Raw genomic sequence first — 16,222 nt, forward strand, 5'->3', positions numbered from 1 at the left:
TTATATATACCATACGATTGCCCTTGCAGCAGGGTTTGTGTTAGATTTAATATTTGGTGATCCGAGATGGCTGTATCATCCGGTCTGCCTGATTGGAAATCTGATTTCGGTTCTGGAAAAGGGAATCCGCAAGATTTTTCCAAAGACAGCAAAGGGTGAACTTGCAGGAGGGCTGCTGGAAGTGATACTGGTATGTATTTGTTCATTGTGCATTCCGGGAGTGGTTTTGTATCTCCTTTATCGCTATTTACCATGGGCGGGAATGATCCTGGAAACATTCTGGTGTTATCAGCTTCTTGCTACCAGATCACTCAAAGAGGAAAGTATGAAAGTTTATGACAGCCTGAAGCATGGGACTATTCAGGAAGCACGACATGCGGTGTCAATGATCGTTGGACGTGATACGGAGGAACTGACAGAAACCGGAGTTACAAAAGCGGCTGTTGAAACAGTGGCAGAAAATGCATCGGACGGAGTGATCGCGCCGATGATCTATATGGCAGTCGGTGGTGTTCCATTGATGTTTTTGTATAAAGGAATCAATACGATGGACTCCATGTTGGGTTACAAAAATGACAAATATCTCTATTTTGGAAGATGTGCGGCAAAACTGGACGATGCAGCGAATTATCTTCCATCCAGGATTTCCGGACTTCTGATGATCGCAGGAGCTTTTGTGATCGGTCTGGACAGTAAAAATGCTGCACGTATTTACAGAAGGGACAGCAGAAATCATGCCAGTCCGAATTCTGCACAGACAGAAGCTGTTATGGCAGGGGCTCTTGATGTAGAATTGGCTGGAAATGCATATTATTTTGGAAAATTATATGAAAAGCCAACAATTGGTGATCCGATTCGTGAAGTAGAAACAGAAGATATTCGTTATGCAAACCGGTTGTTGTATGCAACAGCTGTACTGGGAGTACTTCTTTGTATTCTGTTCCGGCTTCTGATTCGATAATAGCAGAATAAAAAACGATGAAAAATGTCTGGCTGACAGGCAAAAAGGAGAAATAGAATGGCGAAACACGTACATGGCGGAAATATTTATACTTACAGAAACTGTCTGGATTTTTCGGCAAACTGTAATCCACTGGGAACACCGGAAAGCATCAAACAGGCGGTACGTGACAGTCTGGATCATATCAAAGATTACCCGCAGGTAGGATATGCGCCGCTTCGCAGGGCAATAGCAGAATATGAAGGTGTTCTGCCGGAAGATATTATTTGTGGGAATGGTGCGGCAGAATTGATTTTTTCGCTATGTCAGGCAGTAAAACCTAAAAAAGCCCTGATACCGGTTCCGACTTTTGCAGAATACGAACAGGCACTGGAAAGTTGTGGATGTGAGGTAGAGCATGTCCTTCTGAAAGAGGAAGATGGATTTACCATGCAGGAGAGCTTTATTGACTGGCTGCATCGGGATCTGGATATGGTTTTTGTGTGCAATCCGAATAATCCTACAGGGATTCCTGTTGAAAGAGAATTTCTGTTTCGCATTCTCAGAGTGTGTCGGGAATTAGATATTCTTTTGGTGGTAGACGAATGTTTTCTGGATTTTATTGAAGAACCGGGCAGATATTCGCTGAAGGCGCAGCTTTCCAGATACCATAATCTGTTTCTTCTGAAGGCCTTTACAAAACGTTATGCGATGGCAGGAATTCGCCTTGGTTATGGAATTACAGAAAACAAAGAGTTGTTGGATGCCATGACTCAGGTGACTCAGCCATGGAATATTTCTGTAATGGCACAGGCAGCAGGAATTGCTGCATTGAAGGAAAATGCTTATGTGGAAGAGGGACGACAGCTGATTTTCCGCGAAGCAAAATTTCTGAAAAAGGAACTTCAACGTCTTGGAATGCAGGTATTTCCATCGGCAGCAAATTATATTTTCTTCCGGGGTCCGGAAAATCTGTTTGATGTATGCGTAGAACAGGGAGTATTGATCCGGGACTGCAGTAATTATCCAGGATTGAAGAAGGGATTTTACAGGGTTGCGGTCCGGACACATGAAGAAAATGAGGAATTGATTCGGGCAATGCGAGATGGGACGACTGCGGTTGCCGTTGCGCATGCAGAGGCATTGAAAGAAGAGGAAGAAGCGTAAGGGGCAGAGAGGAAAAGAACTATGGCAAAAGCGATCATGGTGCAGGGAACGATGTCAAATGCGGGCAAAAGCCTTCTGGCAGCGGGACTCTGCCGTATCTTTAAACAGGATGGATACCGTGTGGCTCCGTTTAAGTCACAGAATATGGCATTGAATTCCTTTATTACAAAAGAAGGACTGGAGATGGGAAGAGCGCAGGTCATGCAGGCAGAGGCTGCCGGGATCGAACCGTCCGTCCTTATGAATCCGATCCTTCTGAAACCGACCAATGATGTAGGTTCTCAGGTCATCGTAAATGGTGAGGTACTTGGCACTATGAGTGCCAGAGACTATTTTAAATATAAGAAAAAACTTGTCCCGGACATCATGAAAGCATTTGATGCACTTGCGGCAGAAAATGATATCATCGTGATCGAAGGTGCAGGAAGCCCGGCGGAGATCAACCTCAAAAAAGAGGATATCGTAAACATGGGAATGGCGAAAATGGCCAAAGCGCCGGTGCTTCTGGTCGGAGATATCGACCGCGGCGGTGTGTTTGCGCAGCTTTACGGGACCGTGGAGCTTCTGGAAGAAGACGAGCGAAAGATGATAAAGGGTCTGATCATCAACAAATTCCGCGGTGACAAGACGATCCTTGATCCCGGCGTGGAGATGCTGGAGAGCAAATGCAGGATTCCGGTTGTCGGTGTCGCACCGTATCTCAACATTCAGGTGGAGGACGAGGACAGCCTGACAGAGCGTTTTGACCGTCCGCAGGAAGTTGGAATGATCGATATGGCAGTCATCCGTGTGCCGAGGATTTCCAATTTCACAGATTTTAACCCGCTGGAGAGCATACCGGGAGTTTCTCTTCGCTATGTACAGCATCCGTCCGACCTTAAGAATCCGGATGTGATCTTCCTTCCGGGAACAAAGAATACGATGGATGACCTCAAGTGGCTCCGTGAGAGCGGAATGGAGGCGCTGATCCTCAAGGCGGCAGCTTCCGGTACCCTGATCTTTGGTGTCTGTGGTGGCTATCAGATGCTGGGCGAGACCTTAAGTGATCCGCACGGTGTGGAAGCAGGAGGCTCCATGCGTGGAATGGGACTTCTGCCGATGGATACCGTATTTGCGGAGAAAAAGACAAGGACACAGGTTACCGGACGTTTCCTTTCTCTGGAAGGCGATTATGCACCGCTTAAAGATGTCGAATTTACAGGATATGAGATCCATATGGGCGAGAGCACCTGGAAAGAGGGCGCATCTGCCAGCACCTTTACGAAGGATACCGTGACAGGAAACGAGAAGAGAGAAGGTACGTTCTACCACAATATCTGCGGCACCTATGTGCATGGAATCTTCGATAAAGAAGAAGTTGCACTCGGCCTCGTAAAAGCGGTTGGCGACAAAAAGGGAATCGATGTATCCGAGATGGAAGGCGTGGATTTTGCGGCATTTAAAGAGACACAGTATGACATTCTGGCAGCAGAACTGCGGAAACATCTGGATATGAAAAAAATCTATGAGATACTGGACGAGGGAATCGAGCCGGAAAGGGAGAATATTTAATGAAGGTAGAACTTGAAAATGTAAAACCGATGGAGATCGAGAAGAGAAGCTTTGAGATCATCACGGAAGAACTCGGGGATACCCCGCTGATCCCGGGAACAGAACTGGTGGTAAAACGCTGCATCCATACGAGTGCAGATTTTGATTATGCCAGAAATCTTTGTTTTTCACCGGATGTCATCGAGAAGACAATGGAAGCGATCAAAAACGGGGCCTGCATCGTCACAGACACACAGATGGCAAAATCCGGCATCAACAAACGTGCCCTTGCCCGTTATGGCGGTGAGGTTTACTGCTTCATGTCCGATGAAGATGTGGCAAAGATCGCGAAAGAAAACGGAACCACAAGAGCGACCGCGAGCATGGACAAAGCTGCCACTCTCGATAAGAAACTGATCTTCGCGATTGGAAATGCACCGACGGCACTGGTACGTCTCTATGAACTGATCGAGGACGGCAAACTGGATCCGGAATTGATCATCGGTGTTCCGGTAGGATTTGTCAATGTGGTGCAGTCCAAGGAACTGATCATGCAGTCCGGAGCACCGTACATCGTTGCAAGAGGACGCAAGGGCGGCAGCAATATTGCAGCCTGCATCTGCAATGCACTTTTGTACATGATTGACAATCGGAGAGATTAAAGAAAAACACCTGTTCCGGAGAAAAAGCGGGACAGGTGTCGGGTAATCCTTATTTATTAAGAAGTTCTTTCAGGAGCCGGCATGCCGGGGCAAAATCGTCTGTGGGGATCGAGGAACAGGAAAGCAGGAGCGTGATCGTGTCTGCGCCTTCCTCGAGGATCAGCAGATCGAAGCCCTTCATGCGGGTTTCTTTTTTTAGTTCCAGGCCGGTGCGGGCGTAGGGAACCGTAAGGGCGAGGCTTGTTCCGGCGGCACCTGTTTGGATCGTACAGTCACTGCCAAAGGTGTTCCGTGCTTCGTTTTTCAGTTTTTTGAGTTTCTGTGCGTAGAGTTTTTTTAGTTTTTTGGTCTGTGAAGTCAGGTGACCGTCGCGGATAAACTGGCAGAGTGCGATCTGCTCAGCCTTGGAGGCAGTCTGGCTGTAGCGGTCTGCGACAGCGGCGTATTTCCTGGAAAGATCCGGCGGCAGGACCATGAAACTTAAGCGGATCGACGGTAGCAGCAGACGGGAAAAGGACCCGATATAAACAACCCCATGTCCGCCGGCAAGGTTAAAAAGGGACGGGGTCGGCCGTTGAAAATTGACGAATTCATTCTCAAAGTCATCCTCGATGATCAGGCTGCCCTTCTGAGTTGCGTAATGTACCAGTTCCATACGGCGGCTGACCGGCATGATCTCACCCCATTTGGTCATATGGGCAGGAGAAACGTAGATGACATCACAGTCCTTGTTACGGTACCGTACGTCAAAACCATAACCTGCAAAGATCGTGCTTCCCTGTACAAAAGAAGCATTTGGGAAAGAAACTGACTTTCTGTCCCGGATCAGAGGACAGAGAAGGTTCAGAAGGCTCTGCACACCGGCTCCGATCACGATATCATCGGCAGAACAGTTGACATTCCTGCGCTGTCGGATATAGTCAGCGAGCACCTGACGGAGATCTGCCTCTCCCTGCGGTTCACCGTAAGAGAGAAGACGGTCACTCTGGCGCAGAGCACTTTTGATATAACGCTGCCACAGATCGAAGCGAAAGCTTTCCCGGTCGACTCCGTTGGAGGCAAAATCATACTGCACCGGCGGAAGATCTGCATGCCAGGAAGCGGTGGACACCGGTTTCTGGTCGGCGATACTGGTCACGTAGTAACCGCTCTGTGCACGGGCGACGATGTAGCCGTCCGCGGCAAGCTGAAGGTAGGCATTTTCAATCGTGGTGCGGCTGAGTTTCAGCTCTGTGGCGCATTTACGCAGGGAAGGCATACGGCTTCCGGCAGGGATCCGATGCTCCATGATCAGATTTTTGTAATGGTCGTATACCTGGAGATACAGGCTTTCTTTGGTGGAATGGAATGCTAGACTCATAAACTGTCCCCTCAAAAATGAATGAAAGTGGTTATTTTTATAAATACACTTAGGTGCTATTCTAAATCAGAATATGACAAAAAGCAAGACAAGGAGACAATACTTTGAAGAAAATTGCAGTTCTCAATGACCTGTCCGGGATGGGAAAATGTTCCCTGACAGCAGCGATACCGGTGATCTCGGTGATGGGGGTGCAGGCATGTCCGCTTCCTACTGCTATTTTGAGTGCACAGACCGGTTTTCCATCTTATTATTGTGATGATTATACAGACCGCATGGATATCCTGATGGATGAATGGCAGAAGATGGATTTTCACCCGGATGGCATTTATACAGGATTCCTGGCCGATGCTGCACAGGCAGACAAGGCGGTGGATTTTATACAGAGATTTAAGAAAAAAGAAACAAAAGTCCTCGTTGACCCGGTCATGGGTGATGACGGGGAGGAATACCCGATCTATACAGAAGAACTGTGCGAAAAGATGAGAATGCTTGTCAGAGAGGCAGCAGTGATCACTCCGAACATCACAGAAGCGTTACTTCTTCTTTATGGAAGAGAAAAAATGCACGCAGAATGGCAGAAGATTTCCGGCTTTTCCGGAGAGGAACTTCTGGAATATGTCCAGACGATCGGCAGTCTGCTTACAGAGAACTTTGATGTGGAAGCCGTGATCACAGGTATCAGCCATGAAGCAGAAGATGGTACGAAATACATCAGCAATCTCATCTGCAAAGAAGCAGAACAGATCTGGGTGACAACGAAGAAAGAGGGCGGCAGCTATTCCGGTACGGGAGATCTGTTTGCCTCAATCTTAAGCGCAGGGATGGTTAAGGGTACCGATACCGCAGCTTCTGTACAGAAGGCGGTGGATTTCCTTGCAAAAGGCATCCATGACGCTGTAGAAGAAGGAACAGACCGCAATGAGGGGATCTGTTTTGAGACCTATCTCTACGAACTTGCAGATACAAAATAACAGAAAAAATGCCCGCCGGTGGTCGCAGTCGATCTGGCGGGCATTTTTTGCTCAAAGATTTTTTTTCTTATAGATAAACCAGGAGGCGATTCCTGTAAACACCAGAAGGTAAACAAGCAGGATCACAATTCCCGAAAATGCAAAGCCGTCACCGGCAGAAATGCTTCGGATCATATGGCTTGTCTGGGAAAGCGGAAGCGCAGCTACAAACTTTCCGATAAAGCCAGGAAGCTTCTCAGTGGAGAAGAAGGTGTTGCAGAGATAAGCCATCGGCATGATGATGTAGTTGGAAAAACGCGGTACATCGGCGTGGTTTTTGGCAAGGAAAGAAACAACCACTCCGATCGCAGAAAAGACTGCTCCGTTTAAGAACATCACCAGGAAGGACCATCCATTGAAGATCAGTCCTGTGTCGATCGGCAGAGTCAGGATCAGGATCACACCTCCGGCATAAAATCCGCGGAGACTTCCTCCGATGATCTGGCCGGCGATAAACTGCCACAGAGGAGTCGGTGAGATCATGACCTGGTCGAATGCTTTTTCGTACAGTCTCTGTACGTTCAGGTTCTGGGCGATCGCATTGAAACTTCCGTTCATAGTCGTCAGAGATACGACACCGGGGATCAGGAAATTCAGATAAGGCTGTCCGTGGGACGTTGTCTGGATCCCCATTCCAAATACGACAAGATACATCAGAGGCGCGATCATGGCAGCCAGGGTGATCTTGTAGAAATCTCTGCGGAATTCTACCCATTTTTCCCATAAAATCGTTATAATTCCCATAATTGACCTCCCTTTATGACGGCATCAGATGACGGCCGGCACGTTCCACAAAAACATCTTCCAGTGTGGTCTCACGAAGAGAAGCCTGTCCCGGAATGCCGGACAGATAATCAATGGCTTCCTGACGGCTGTGGAAATAGCGGCTGACGGTATTTCCATCCGGTCCGGGCTCATCGATCGTGTAGGCTCCAAGACTCTCGATCAGTGCAGAAGGTGTGCTGACTTCCTCAAGTTTACCGTGATCCATCAGGGCGACGCGGTTGCAGAGGTTCTGGGCTTCTTCCATATAGTGTGTGGTCAGAAGGATCGTCAGGTTTTTGCCGTTCAGCTTGCGGAGAAGGTTCCACATCTGTCGTCTGGAAAGCGCATCCATTCCGGCGGTCGGCTCATCCAGAAGAAGAATCTCCGGATCTGTAAGAAGGGCACGGCAGACCATCAGTTTACGCTTCATACCGCCGGAAAGTTTGCGGACGGTACGTCTGCGGAACTTGATCAGGTCACAGAACTCCAGAAGCTCCTCGGTACGCCGTTTGATCTCCTTGCGAGGCATGAAATAAAGCCTGCCCTGATATTCCATGATCTCGTCCATGGTCATATCCTGGCGCATGGAATATTCCTGGGTGATCACGCTGATCTTGCGTTTTAGGTCCGGGCGGTTTCGTTTCAGTGTCTGACCATCGATCAGGATCTCTCCCTTTGAGGGAAGGAGCAGGGTGGACAGAAGACTGATCGTCGTTGTTTTTCCCGCACCGTTCGGACCAAGAAGACCGAAAAACTCTCCCGTTTCAATCTTGAGATCCAGGGAATCCACGGCTGTGAAATTATCAAATGTCTTGGTCAGATTTCTGGTTTCGATCATTTTTATTTTTTCTCCTTTGCGATGATCAGGGAATAATATCCTGCATCATCCGGAATCTCCTCAACACTTCTGTAAATATGTTCCTCCGGCATACCGCAGTTTTCGACCATCAGGACATCACGATCGCTCTTTGCGAGGATTTCTTTGACCTGATTCATCTTTTTGCCGGATTTCATCAGTACATAGTTGCCGGATTCGCTGAGGTCGCTGTCCAGGCGGTGAACAGCCGGCACGATATGAAGCTGCTCATTCCACTCGGAAAGAGAAATGTTCAGGCGGGCAGCAGCAGCGCAGAAAGAAGTGATTCCGCTTACCAGCTCTGTGTGATATCCGTCTGCCTCCACACGGTGCTGCAGATAGGAAAAAGTAGAATATACACAAGGATCTCCAAGTGTCAGGAAGACAACGTTTTTGCCCTGGTCAAGACAGGCTTCCAGAGTTTTGGCTCCCTTTGCGTGGTTTTCTTCGAGCTCTTTTGCGTCATGTGTCATCGGCATATAGATCGGAAGAAGTTCTTTGTCGGCTAATTCCGGCACTGCCTGGACTGCGATCTTGTAGGCAACGGTTTCTTTGACATCAGCACCCGGTACGGCGATGATCTCATTTTCGCGGATCATGCGGACTGCCTTCAATGTCATTAATTCCGGATCCCCAGGACCGACTCCTACGCCATATAATGTTCCTTTCATTGGTAAAAAACCTCCTGATATTTAAAAATGATATAATTACTCACATTCTTTTTATTATACTAAAACCTTATATGGTTTGCAATGTGTGATTTGCTGTGATATAGTATTTTTCAGAAAAGAAAGTTACTGTGAACGGAGTGAACAGTAACAAAGAGATGAAACGGAGTTTGAAGTACGATGCATAAATATAAGAAATTTCTAACAGCCTGTTCTCTGACAGCACTGTTATCTTCCTGTACTGCACCATTTGTCTGTATGGCGGCAGCAGATACGGCAGAAACACAGGCAGTGGAATTCGACAAAGAAGACGGAGAATATTCCATCCAGGTAGATCTGGAGGGCGGAAGCGGCAAGGCGAGCGTGACTTCTCCGACACTTTTTACCGTGAAGGACGGAACCGGATACGCACAGATCCAGTGGAGCAGTTCCAACTATGACTACATGATCGTGGACGGAGAAAAATATCTTCCGACCAATGAGGAAGGCATGAACTCTGTATTTGAAATCCCGATCCTCACACTTGATGAGGCAATGCCGGTGATCGCAGACACCACGGCAATGGGAGCACCTCACGAGATCGAATATACGCTGACTTTTTATTCAGATTCCATCGGCTCCAAGAGCCAGCTCCCGCAGGAGGCAGCCAAGAGAGTCGTTGGGGTTGCAATGGTGATCATCGTTGGCGGCGGGATCCTGAATTATTTTGTCAACAAACGCAACAGATGTTAGGGACATTTATTGAAGACATTAGTAATTTATATTAAAGAGATTTGGCACTAAGGGATGGTGCCAAATCTCTTTTTCTATTTCTTGAAAAATACAGTGTTTTTCCGCTATAATGAACTCATCAAGAAGAGAGTAACTGGCCGGTTACACCTCAGAAAAAAAGTAAAAAAATGAAACCGACAAGCAGAGAGAAGGGAATCTGCTCACAAAAAAATCAAGATGAGGTGTAAACACAATGAAAGAAAAAGTTCAGGTATTTGGAAGGTTTTTGAGCGGAATGGTCATGCCGAACATCGGCGCATTCATCGCATGGGGACTCATCACAGCGCTTTTTATCGAGACAGGATGGTGTCCGAATGAGAAACTCGCACAGTTTGTAACTCCGATGTCAACCGTACTGCTGCCGCTTCTGATCGCATATACTGGCGGTTCTGCCGTAGCAGGACAGCGCGGCGGCGTGATCGGTGCAATCGCGACCATGGGTGTGATCGTTGGTTCTGACATCCCGATGTTCATAGGTGCCATGATCGTCGGACCGCTGGCTGCATGGGTCATCAAGAAATTTGACAAAGCAGTTGAAGGTCACATCAAAGCCGGATTTGAAATGCTGGTAAATAACTTTTCACTTGGTATCATCGGTGCGATCCTTGCATGTCTTGCCATGTATGGAATTGCTCCACTTGTGGCGGGACTGAATTCTGTTATGAGAGCCGGTGTAGATGTCTTTGTTTCACACGGACTTCTTCCGCTGGCAAGCATCTTTATCGAACCTGCAAAAGTATTATTCTTAAACAACGCGATCAACCACGGAATCTTATCCCCAATGGGAATCCAGCAGGTAGAGGAAACAGGAAAATCCATTTTCTTCCTGCTTGAGGCAAACCCGGGACCGGGACTTGGAATCCTGCTTGCTTACTGTATCGCAGGCAAAGGAAATGCAAAGAGTTCTGCACCTGGAGCAGTGATCATCCACTTCCTCGGCGGAATCCATGAAATCTATTTCCCGTACATTCTTATGAACCCGCTGCTTCTGATCTCTGTCATCGCAGGCGGCGCAAGTGGAATCTTCTGCTTCAACTTATTTAACGTAGGTCTTACCGCTCCGGCTTCACCGGGAAGTATCATCGCGATCATGATGATGGCGGAAAAACACAGCTATCTTGGACTGATCGTCGGCGTTGCAGTGGCGGCACTTGTCTCCTTTGCAATCTCCGTGCCGATCCTCAAATTCATGGGCAAAGATACATCTCTGGAAGATGCACAGCGTCAGAAAGATGCCATGAAAAAACAGGCAAAAGGAATCGCAGCAGAAACAGCAGCTACGACAGCACCGGCAGCACACACAGGAAAAGTAACAAAGATCGCTTTTGCATGTGATGCAGGAATGGGCTCCAGCGCAATGGGCGCAACGGTCCTCAAGAAAAAACTTGCAGCAGCAGGCCTTGAGGGAATCGAAGTCATCCACACACCGGTATCCAGCATCCCGGCAGATGTACAGATCGTTGTCACACATGAGGAACTGGGAGAGCGCGCCGCACACAGCAATCCGAATGCAGAGCGCATCCTGATCACCAACTTCCTTGCCGCACCGGAATATGCAACACTGGTAGAAGATCTGAAAAAGAGAAATTTATAATTCAGATGCCCTCTTAAAATTTTAATATAACCGCAATGATCCCACACGTTGGTTATGCACCTTAACCGGAGCGAATTGACGGGTGGGATTGTTGTATGATAAAATTATTTACAGAACAAAAACGGGTAGCAGACAGGCGGCGGGGAGTCTGTCTGGCGCGGGGGGAACGTTATGAATGTGATACAGAGAACAGGAAAATTTTATTCAAGGATCATCATGAAAAATATCGGTATTTTTGTCTTTATCGGTCTTTTGTCTGTGGTATTCCAGACAAAGGGATGGTTTCCGAATGAAGACATCTATGCGATCTCGCAGGTCGCCTATCGCTATGTCCTGCCATGTATGATCGCCTATGAAGGCGGAAATCTTCTCAGTGACTCTTTTGGAGGACTGGCGGCAGTTATGGCACTCTGTGGGATCCTTCTGCGGGATCCGGAGGCAGGAATCTTCGGGGCAATGATTTCGGCACCGCTCGGAGGATATCTCTGGAAAAAAGAGCGGGAATTTCTGGAACGGGACTGTTTTGCAGAGACCAAGATGCTGTTCCGCAATCTGCTCCTGGGGCTTACCGGAGCGGTTCTTGCGGTCGGGGAATATTATCTTCTGGCAGAAGCAGTGACCGTCTTTGCAGTAGCAGCCGGCAGCTGTATCGGCTGGATCCTGGAGCATGGCTATATCGCAGTCCTGAATGTCCTGATCGAGCCGGCGAAGGTCTTTTTCCTGAACAATATCATGAACCATGGGATCCTTGTTCCGCTGGGGATGAGTCAGGCAGAGCAGACGGGAGGTTCCATCCTTTTTCTGCTTGAGACGAACCCGGGACCGGGACTTGGGATGCTGCTTGGACTGCTTTTATACAAAAGAAAAAATGTCAAACGCCGTCAGGAACTGGCGACAGCTGCGTTTACACAGGCGATCGGAGGGATCCATGAAGTTTATTTTCCCTTTGTACTTGCAGATCTGGGACTTCTGTTTCCATTGATCGTGGGTGGTGTTGCGGGAAGTATCTGGTTTTCCGTTTTTCACTGTGAGACAGCGGGCGTGATCTCGCCGGGAAGTGTTCTGACCATTCTGATTATGGCGGGAAGAAGCAGTATGCTGCCGGTGCTTGGAGGAATCCTTGTTTCTACGGCTGTGTCCGGTGTTGGAAGCTATCTGTATCTGTGCTGGAGAGGTGAGAAGAAAGAAGAGCTGCAGCCGGAAGTTGTGAAAACAGATGATGCACAGAATGTGGTGCAGCTGAAAACAATGGAGCCAGAAGTATTGCAGCCGGAAACACCGGAGCGTGAGAAACAGGAAGAACCTGAGACAGAGAATGAAGAAATATCCTGTCCGGAAACTGCATCAGAACAGGAGGAGAAACCCATGCCAGAAAATATTTATCAGAACTTACATAAAATAGGCTTCGTCTGTGACGGAGGAATGGGCTCCAGCGCAATGGGCGCGGCCCTGTTCCGCCGTGCACTCAAAACAGCCGGGATCAGCGGAATCCAGGTGGAAGTTTATGCCGCAGATCTGATCGAAGAGGACATTGATCTGATCGTCTGCCAGAAAGAATTTTATGCGCTGAATCCACAGCTGCATGAGAAAGCCTGTCATGTGATCGCCGGATTTACCGACAGAGAAGAATACATAAAACTGATTCAGTGCATCCAGGATGCACAGAACGGGAGAGGATAATGAAACTAAATAATATTTCGCCTCGTGTCAGCCAGATCCTTCAGATCCTGCTGGAACAGAATGCACCGATCTCTGTGAAAGCACTTGCAGAGCAGATGAATTTAAGCAAGCGCACGATACAGAGGGAAATGGATTCTGTCAATGCAATCCTTAAAGGATATGAAATTATATTGAATTCCAAAACAGGAGTCGGAGTCTGGCTTGAAGGCAGCGAGGACAAAAAACAGGAGCTGCGGCAGGATCTGTCCATGGATGATCGTCTTGATGTCAGTAACCGTGAAGAGCGCCGGAAGCGTCTGACGCTTGAGATCCTCAAAGAAAAAGAGCTCCGCAAACTGTTTTATTACAGCAGCCGCTTCCAGGTGAGTGAGGCGACGATCAGTGCAGACCTGGAAGTGATCGAGGACTGGCTGAACAGATACGGGCTTCGGATCACGCGCAAGCCGGGGAGCGGGATTTCCATTTCCGGAAGCGAGGAAGCATATCGCCGTGCAATCCGTGCTTTTATCAACGAAAATATCGATACCCATATGCTGCGGGAAGCCTATGAGGCCACAGAGAGTGATGCAGAGGGATACGCATCGCTGCAGTATGGAGATATCGGTAAGATTTTAAACGATGATATCGTGAAGCGAGTGATCGCCTGTCTGTCCGGGATGGACAATACCCGTGTGATGACTCTGACAGAGAGCTCTTATGTCGGTCTGGTGATCCACATTGCGATCGCGATCAACCGGATTCTCAAGGATGAGGTGATCGACACGGATGCATCCTGGCAGCAGGGACTTGTGGAGGATGCAGATTATCACCTTGCAGAGCAGATCGTGGAAGAACTGGAAGAAGAGTTTGAGATCGAGATCCCGGCAGTGGAAGTTTCCTATATCTGCCTGCACATCAAGGGGGCAAAGCATGAGAAAATCCAGTGGGACGGACAGAAGATCAATGCGATCGAGAACCGGGAACTCCGGGGGCTTCTCAATGAGATGGTGGACGCTTTTGACCCGGAGAGTGCATATCTTCTGAAGCAGGATGAGGAATTTATCCAGGGTCTTCTCGCACACTTACGTCCGACTCTGATCCGCCTGGATCACGGTATGCAGATCCAGAACCCGGTGCTGGATGATATCAGACAGAATTATGCAGATATTTATCAGAAATGTCTGAACGTTTCCAAAGTGCTGGAACGTTTTACCGGGAAGTCGGTCCCAGAGGAGGAGACGGGATTTCTGACCGTGCATTTTGGCGCAGCGATGGTGCGTCAGGAAGGACGCAAAGAAGAAATCCGGCAGGTGGATGTGGGAATCGTCTGCTCGAGCGGGATCGGGATCTCCCGTCTGATGCTGTCGAAGCTCAATAAGCTGTTTGGCGACCGGGTCAACCTTACTGCTTATGGCAAAAACGACATTACTTCTTATGTACAGGGCAAAACGGACTTTTTCGTATCCAGTCTTCCGATTGAAAAAGCGGAAATCCCGGTGATCCATGTCAATCCGCTTCTGAACGAGGAGGATATCGACCAGATCCGCAAGATGATCTACCAGTATCAGCGGATGCCGGCAAAACATAAACAGGAAGACCTGTTTTCCGTGCAGCTTGACCAGATCAACCAGATGGCGGCACAGATCAACATTGTCATCAAGGACATGGAGCTTTTTCATGTAGATGTGGACACCACGTTTGAAGAACTTCTGCATCAGATCGGTGAGAGACTTTCGCCGTATTCTGACCGGAGCCAGATCATCCAGGAGGATCTGATGCGGAGAGAACAGGTGTCTTCACAGATCTTTGCGGAGTTTGGCTTTGCGCTTCTGCATACCAGGACAAAAGGCGTGACGCGCCCGGTATTTGCCGTATGCATGCCAGAAGGAAATGTGGCATTTGAGGATCCTTATTTCAAACAGATCACGGTGGCTTTTGTCATGCTGGTACCGGACGATGAACTGGTAAAGATCAACAATGACATCATGGGGCACATCAGCGGCATGCTCATCGAAGAACCGGAATTTATGGAAGTTACAGAGCAGGGAGACAAGGAGCAGATCCGCACGCTGCTGTCCAGACATCTAAAACAATATTTCAGAAAATACCTTTCAGGACTGTCATAAACGGCAGTCCAAGATTCTTTTAATGACCAGCAGGCATCGGGTTGGACGACTGATCTGTTTTCCGATGTCTGATATGGCTATTATATTAAGTCGTCGGCATCGATTTATAAGCATGACCTGTTATCGATGCCGAAGCTACCAATCATTTTGGATTTTTTGCATCGGATTTACCAGACAGTATATTTTTCCGATGCAGGATCCTAGTAGCCACGGTAAGTTGCATAAAAGGACGTTTTTTTATCAATAAGCGATAATCCATTAAAAATCCCCCGAATTTCATAAGTAATTGAGTAAGTAGAATTTTCAAAGAAAAGGAAAAAATCCTCCAAGTCATTATAGACCGGGGGATGAGTGCTAGAAAAATTCATGTTTATTTGTTATAATCCCATCTTTGACAGTTGGAAGATAAAAAAGTGTCCGGAAAGCCTGTAAATATAGGCATTCTGGGCATTTTCCTCTTTGTAACGATATGTACTATATTTTGGGTTTTATCTGTTTTGTTTCTTTAATGATAGTTCTCATAGACGATTTTGTGATAAATTCGTAGTCTGTTCGAAAATGAAAGGTTCTGTGCAGAGCATCGGTTAAGTCGGTCCTTGATTCCAAGGTATCTCTGCTAATGAATCACTTTGTTGATATGGCAGTTCAAAGATACGGTTGGATTGGTGCCGCGTAAGGAGATGGTTTATACAAAAATTAAAATCACAAATTCATAATCCGAATTTTAAACCTATCGGATTCGATAGGTTTAAAGTAGAATGATGTTGCAATGGTGTATCGCAAAGACGATAATTTTTAATGGGATTATAACGCTATAAAAAATACTTTGCAAAATTAAACCAATTTCACCTACCATATTGGTACTTGGGATAACATAAAATGGGGCTGTCGAAAAATAGATTTTGTTTCCCGACGGCCTTCCCCTTATAATAACTTTTTGCATCGGAAAATATGCTACATACTAAATCCGATGTCCAAAAGTTAAGATAATCGGTTATGCCCGTATAATGGTGTAAATTGAATATTAAAAATAAATAGAGCCAAATGCTCTCCCTTTAGGTATAATAAGTTCACCACAAACAAAATTACCAAGGAGGATTCACAAATGGCT

Annotated in this window: 13 protein-coding genes; 9 read left to right on the forward strand and 4 right to left on the reverse strand. The window is 47.4% G+C overall.

The window, feature by feature from the left end; translation table 11 throughout:
- Window positions 1-4: 4 nt before the first annotated feature.
- Genes cbiB through KQI91_RS09485 form a run of 4 tightly spaced genes read left to right on the forward strand, consistent with a single transcriptional unit; the run spans window position 5 to window position 4,299 of the window.
- Window positions 5-961: an adenosylcobinamide-phosphate synthase CbiB gene (gene cbiB, locus KQI91_RS09470; RefSeq protein WP_442860606.1), complete on the forward strand. Its 957-nt coding sequence runs from the start codon at window positions 5-7 to the stop codon at window positions 959-961.
- Window positions 962-1,018: 57 nt separating this feature from the next.
- A complete protein-coding gene (cobD, locus tag KQI91_RS09475; protein ID WP_216392535.1) occupies window positions 1,019-2,107 on the forward strand; it encodes a threonine-phosphate decarboxylase CobD in 1,089 nt (362 codons plus the stop codon).
- 21 nt (window positions 2,108-2,128) lie between these two features.
- On the forward strand, window positions 2,129-3,658 hold the full coding sequence (locus KQI91_RS09480; RefSeq protein WP_216392536.1) for a cobyric acid synthase: 1,530 nt from the start codon (window positions 2,129-2,131) through the stop codon (window positions 3,656-3,658).
- The gene (locus KQI91_RS09485; RefSeq protein ID WP_216392537.1) at window positions 3,658-4,299 is read left to right on the forward strand and encodes a precorrin-8X methylmutase; all 642 of its coding nucleotides are present in this window, start codon (window positions 3,658-3,660) and stop codon (window positions 4,297-4,299) included. Before KQI91_RS09480 ends, KQI91_RS09485 begins: the two co-directional genes overlap by 1 nt.
- Window positions 4,300-4,348: 49 nt before the next feature.
- On the opposite strand, the gene pdxR is transcribed toward KQI91_RS09485, so the two are convergent.
- Window positions 4,349-5,659: a MocR-like pyridoxine biosynthesis transcription factor PdxR gene (gene pdxR, locus KQI91_RS09490; protein WP_216392538.1), complete on the reverse strand. Its 1,311-nt coding sequence runs from the start codon at window positions 5,657-5,659 to the stop codon at window positions 4,349-4,351.
- A 104-nt stretch (window positions 5,660-5,763) separates the two neighbouring features.
- On the opposite strand from pdxR, the gene KQI91_RS09495 reads away from it, so the two are divergent.
- Complete coding sequence (locus KQI91_RS09495) at window positions 5,764-6,633, forward strand: pyridoxamine kinase (protein ID WP_216392539.1); 870 nt, start codon at window positions 5,764-5,766, stop codon at window positions 6,631-6,633.
- Between the two features lie 51 nt (window positions 6,634-6,684).
- Here KQI91_RS09495 and KQI91_RS09500 read toward each other — a convergent pair whose 3' ends face one another.
- Genes KQI91_RS09500 through cobI form a run of 3 tightly spaced genes read right to left on the reverse strand, consistent with a single transcriptional unit; the run spans window position 6,685 to window position 8,964 of the window.
- Window positions 6,685-7,416, reverse strand: coding sequence for an ABC transporter permease (locus KQI91_RS09500; RefSeq protein WP_216392540.1), 732 nt, complete (start codon window positions 7,414-7,416; stop codon window positions 6,685-6,687).
- Window positions 7,417-7,429: 13 nt separating this feature from the next.
- A complete protein-coding gene (locus tag KQI91_RS09505; RefSeq protein WP_216392541.1) occupies window positions 7,430-8,275 on the reverse strand; it encodes an ABC transporter ATP-binding protein in 846 nt (281 codons plus the stop codon).
- A gap of 2 nt (window positions 8,276-8,277) precedes the next feature.
- The gene (cobI, locus tag KQI91_RS09510; protein ID WP_216392542.1) at window positions 8,278-8,964 is read right to left on the reverse strand and encodes a precorrin-2 C(20)-methyltransferase; all 687 of its coding nucleotides are present in this window, start codon (window positions 8,962-8,964) and stop codon (window positions 8,278-8,280) included.
- 177 nt (window positions 8,965-9,141) lie between these two features.
- Here cobI and KQI91_RS09515 point away from each other — a divergent pair, with 177 nt between their 5' ends.
- The 4 genes from KQI91_RS09515 (at window position 9,142) to KQI91_RS09530 (ending at window position 15,111) form a co-directional block, all read left to right on the forward strand.
- Window positions 9,142-9,693, forward strand: a complete 552-nt coding sequence (locus KQI91_RS09515) for a hypothetical protein (protein ID WP_330654519.1) — start codon at window positions 9,142-9,144, stop codon at window positions 9,691-9,693.
- Between the two features lie 232 nt (window positions 9,694-9,925).
- On the forward strand, window positions 9,926-11,326 hold the full coding sequence (locus KQI91_RS09520; RefSeq protein ID WP_216392543.1) for a PTS mannitol transporter subunit IICB: 1,401 nt from the start codon (window positions 9,926-9,928) through the stop codon (window positions 11,324-11,326).
- Window positions 11,327-11,497: 171 nt separating this feature from the next.
- The gene (locus tag KQI91_RS09525; RefSeq protein ID WP_253288501.1) at window positions 11,498-13,006 is read left to right on the forward strand and encodes a hypothetical protein; all 1,509 of its coding nucleotides are present in this window, start codon (window positions 11,498-11,500) and stop codon (window positions 13,004-13,006) included.
- Window positions 13,006-15,111 carry a BglG family transcription antiterminator gene (locus tag KQI91_RS09530; protein ID WP_216392544.1) on the forward strand — a complete coding sequence of 702 codons (2,106 nt, stop codon included), beginning with the start codon at window positions 13,006-13,008 and terminating at the stop codon, window positions 15,109-15,111. Before KQI91_RS09525 ends, KQI91_RS09530 begins: the two co-directional genes overlap by 1 nt.
- Window positions 15,112-16,222: the final 1,111 nt, after the last annotated feature.

This window comes from Blautia sp. MSJ-19, from assembly GCF_018918125.1.
In the GTDB taxonomy this organism is placed as follows: Bacteria; Bacillota; Clostridia; order Lachnospirales; family Lachnospiraceae; genus Blautia_A.

Excerpts from the sequence above, each read along its gene's own strand:
- KQI91_RS09480 (WP_216392536.1), top strand. The coding sequence starts at position 2,129 with ATGGCAAAAGCGATCATGGTGCAGGGAACGATGTCAAATGCGGGCAAA.
- KQI91_RS09520 (WP_216392543.1), top strand. The coding sequence starts at position 9,926 with ATGAAAGAAAAAGTTCAGGTATTTGGAAGGTTTTTGAGCGGAATGGTC.
- KQI91_RS09530 (WP_216392544.1), top strand. The coding sequence starts at position 13,006 with ATGAAACTAAATAATATTTCGCCTCGTGTCAGCCAGATCCTTCAGATC.
- KQI91_RS09485 (WP_216392537.1), top strand. The coding sequence starts at position 3,658 with ATGAAGGTAGAACTTGAAAATGTAAAACCGATGGAGATCGAGAAGAGA.
- KQI91_RS09505 (WP_216392541.1), bottom strand. The coding sequence starts at position 8,275 with ATGATCGAAACCAGAAATCTGACCAAGACATTTGATAATTTCACAGCC.
- cobD (WP_216392535.1), top strand. The coding sequence starts at position 1,019 with ATGGCGAAACACGTACATGGCGGAAATATTTATACTTACAGAAACTGT.
- KQI91_RS09500 (WP_216392540.1), bottom strand. The coding sequence starts at position 7,416 with ATGGGAATTATAACGATTTTATGGGAAAAATGGGTAGAATTCCGCAGA.
- pdxR (WP_216392538.1), bottom strand. The coding sequence starts at position 5,659 with ATGAGTCTAGCATTCCATTCCACCAAAGAAAGCCTGTATCTCCAGGTA.
- KQI91_RS09525 (WP_253288501.1), top strand. The coding sequence starts at position 11,498 with ATGAATGTGATACAGAGAACAGGAAAATTTTATTCAAGGATCATCATG.
- cobI (WP_216392542.1), bottom strand. The coding sequence starts at position 8,964 with ATGAAAGGAACATTATATGGCGTAGGAGTCGGTCCTGGGGATCCGGAA.
- KQI91_RS09515 (WP_330654519.1), top strand. The coding sequence starts at position 9,142 with ATGCATAAATATAAGAAATTTCTAACAGCCTGTTCTCTGACAGCACTG.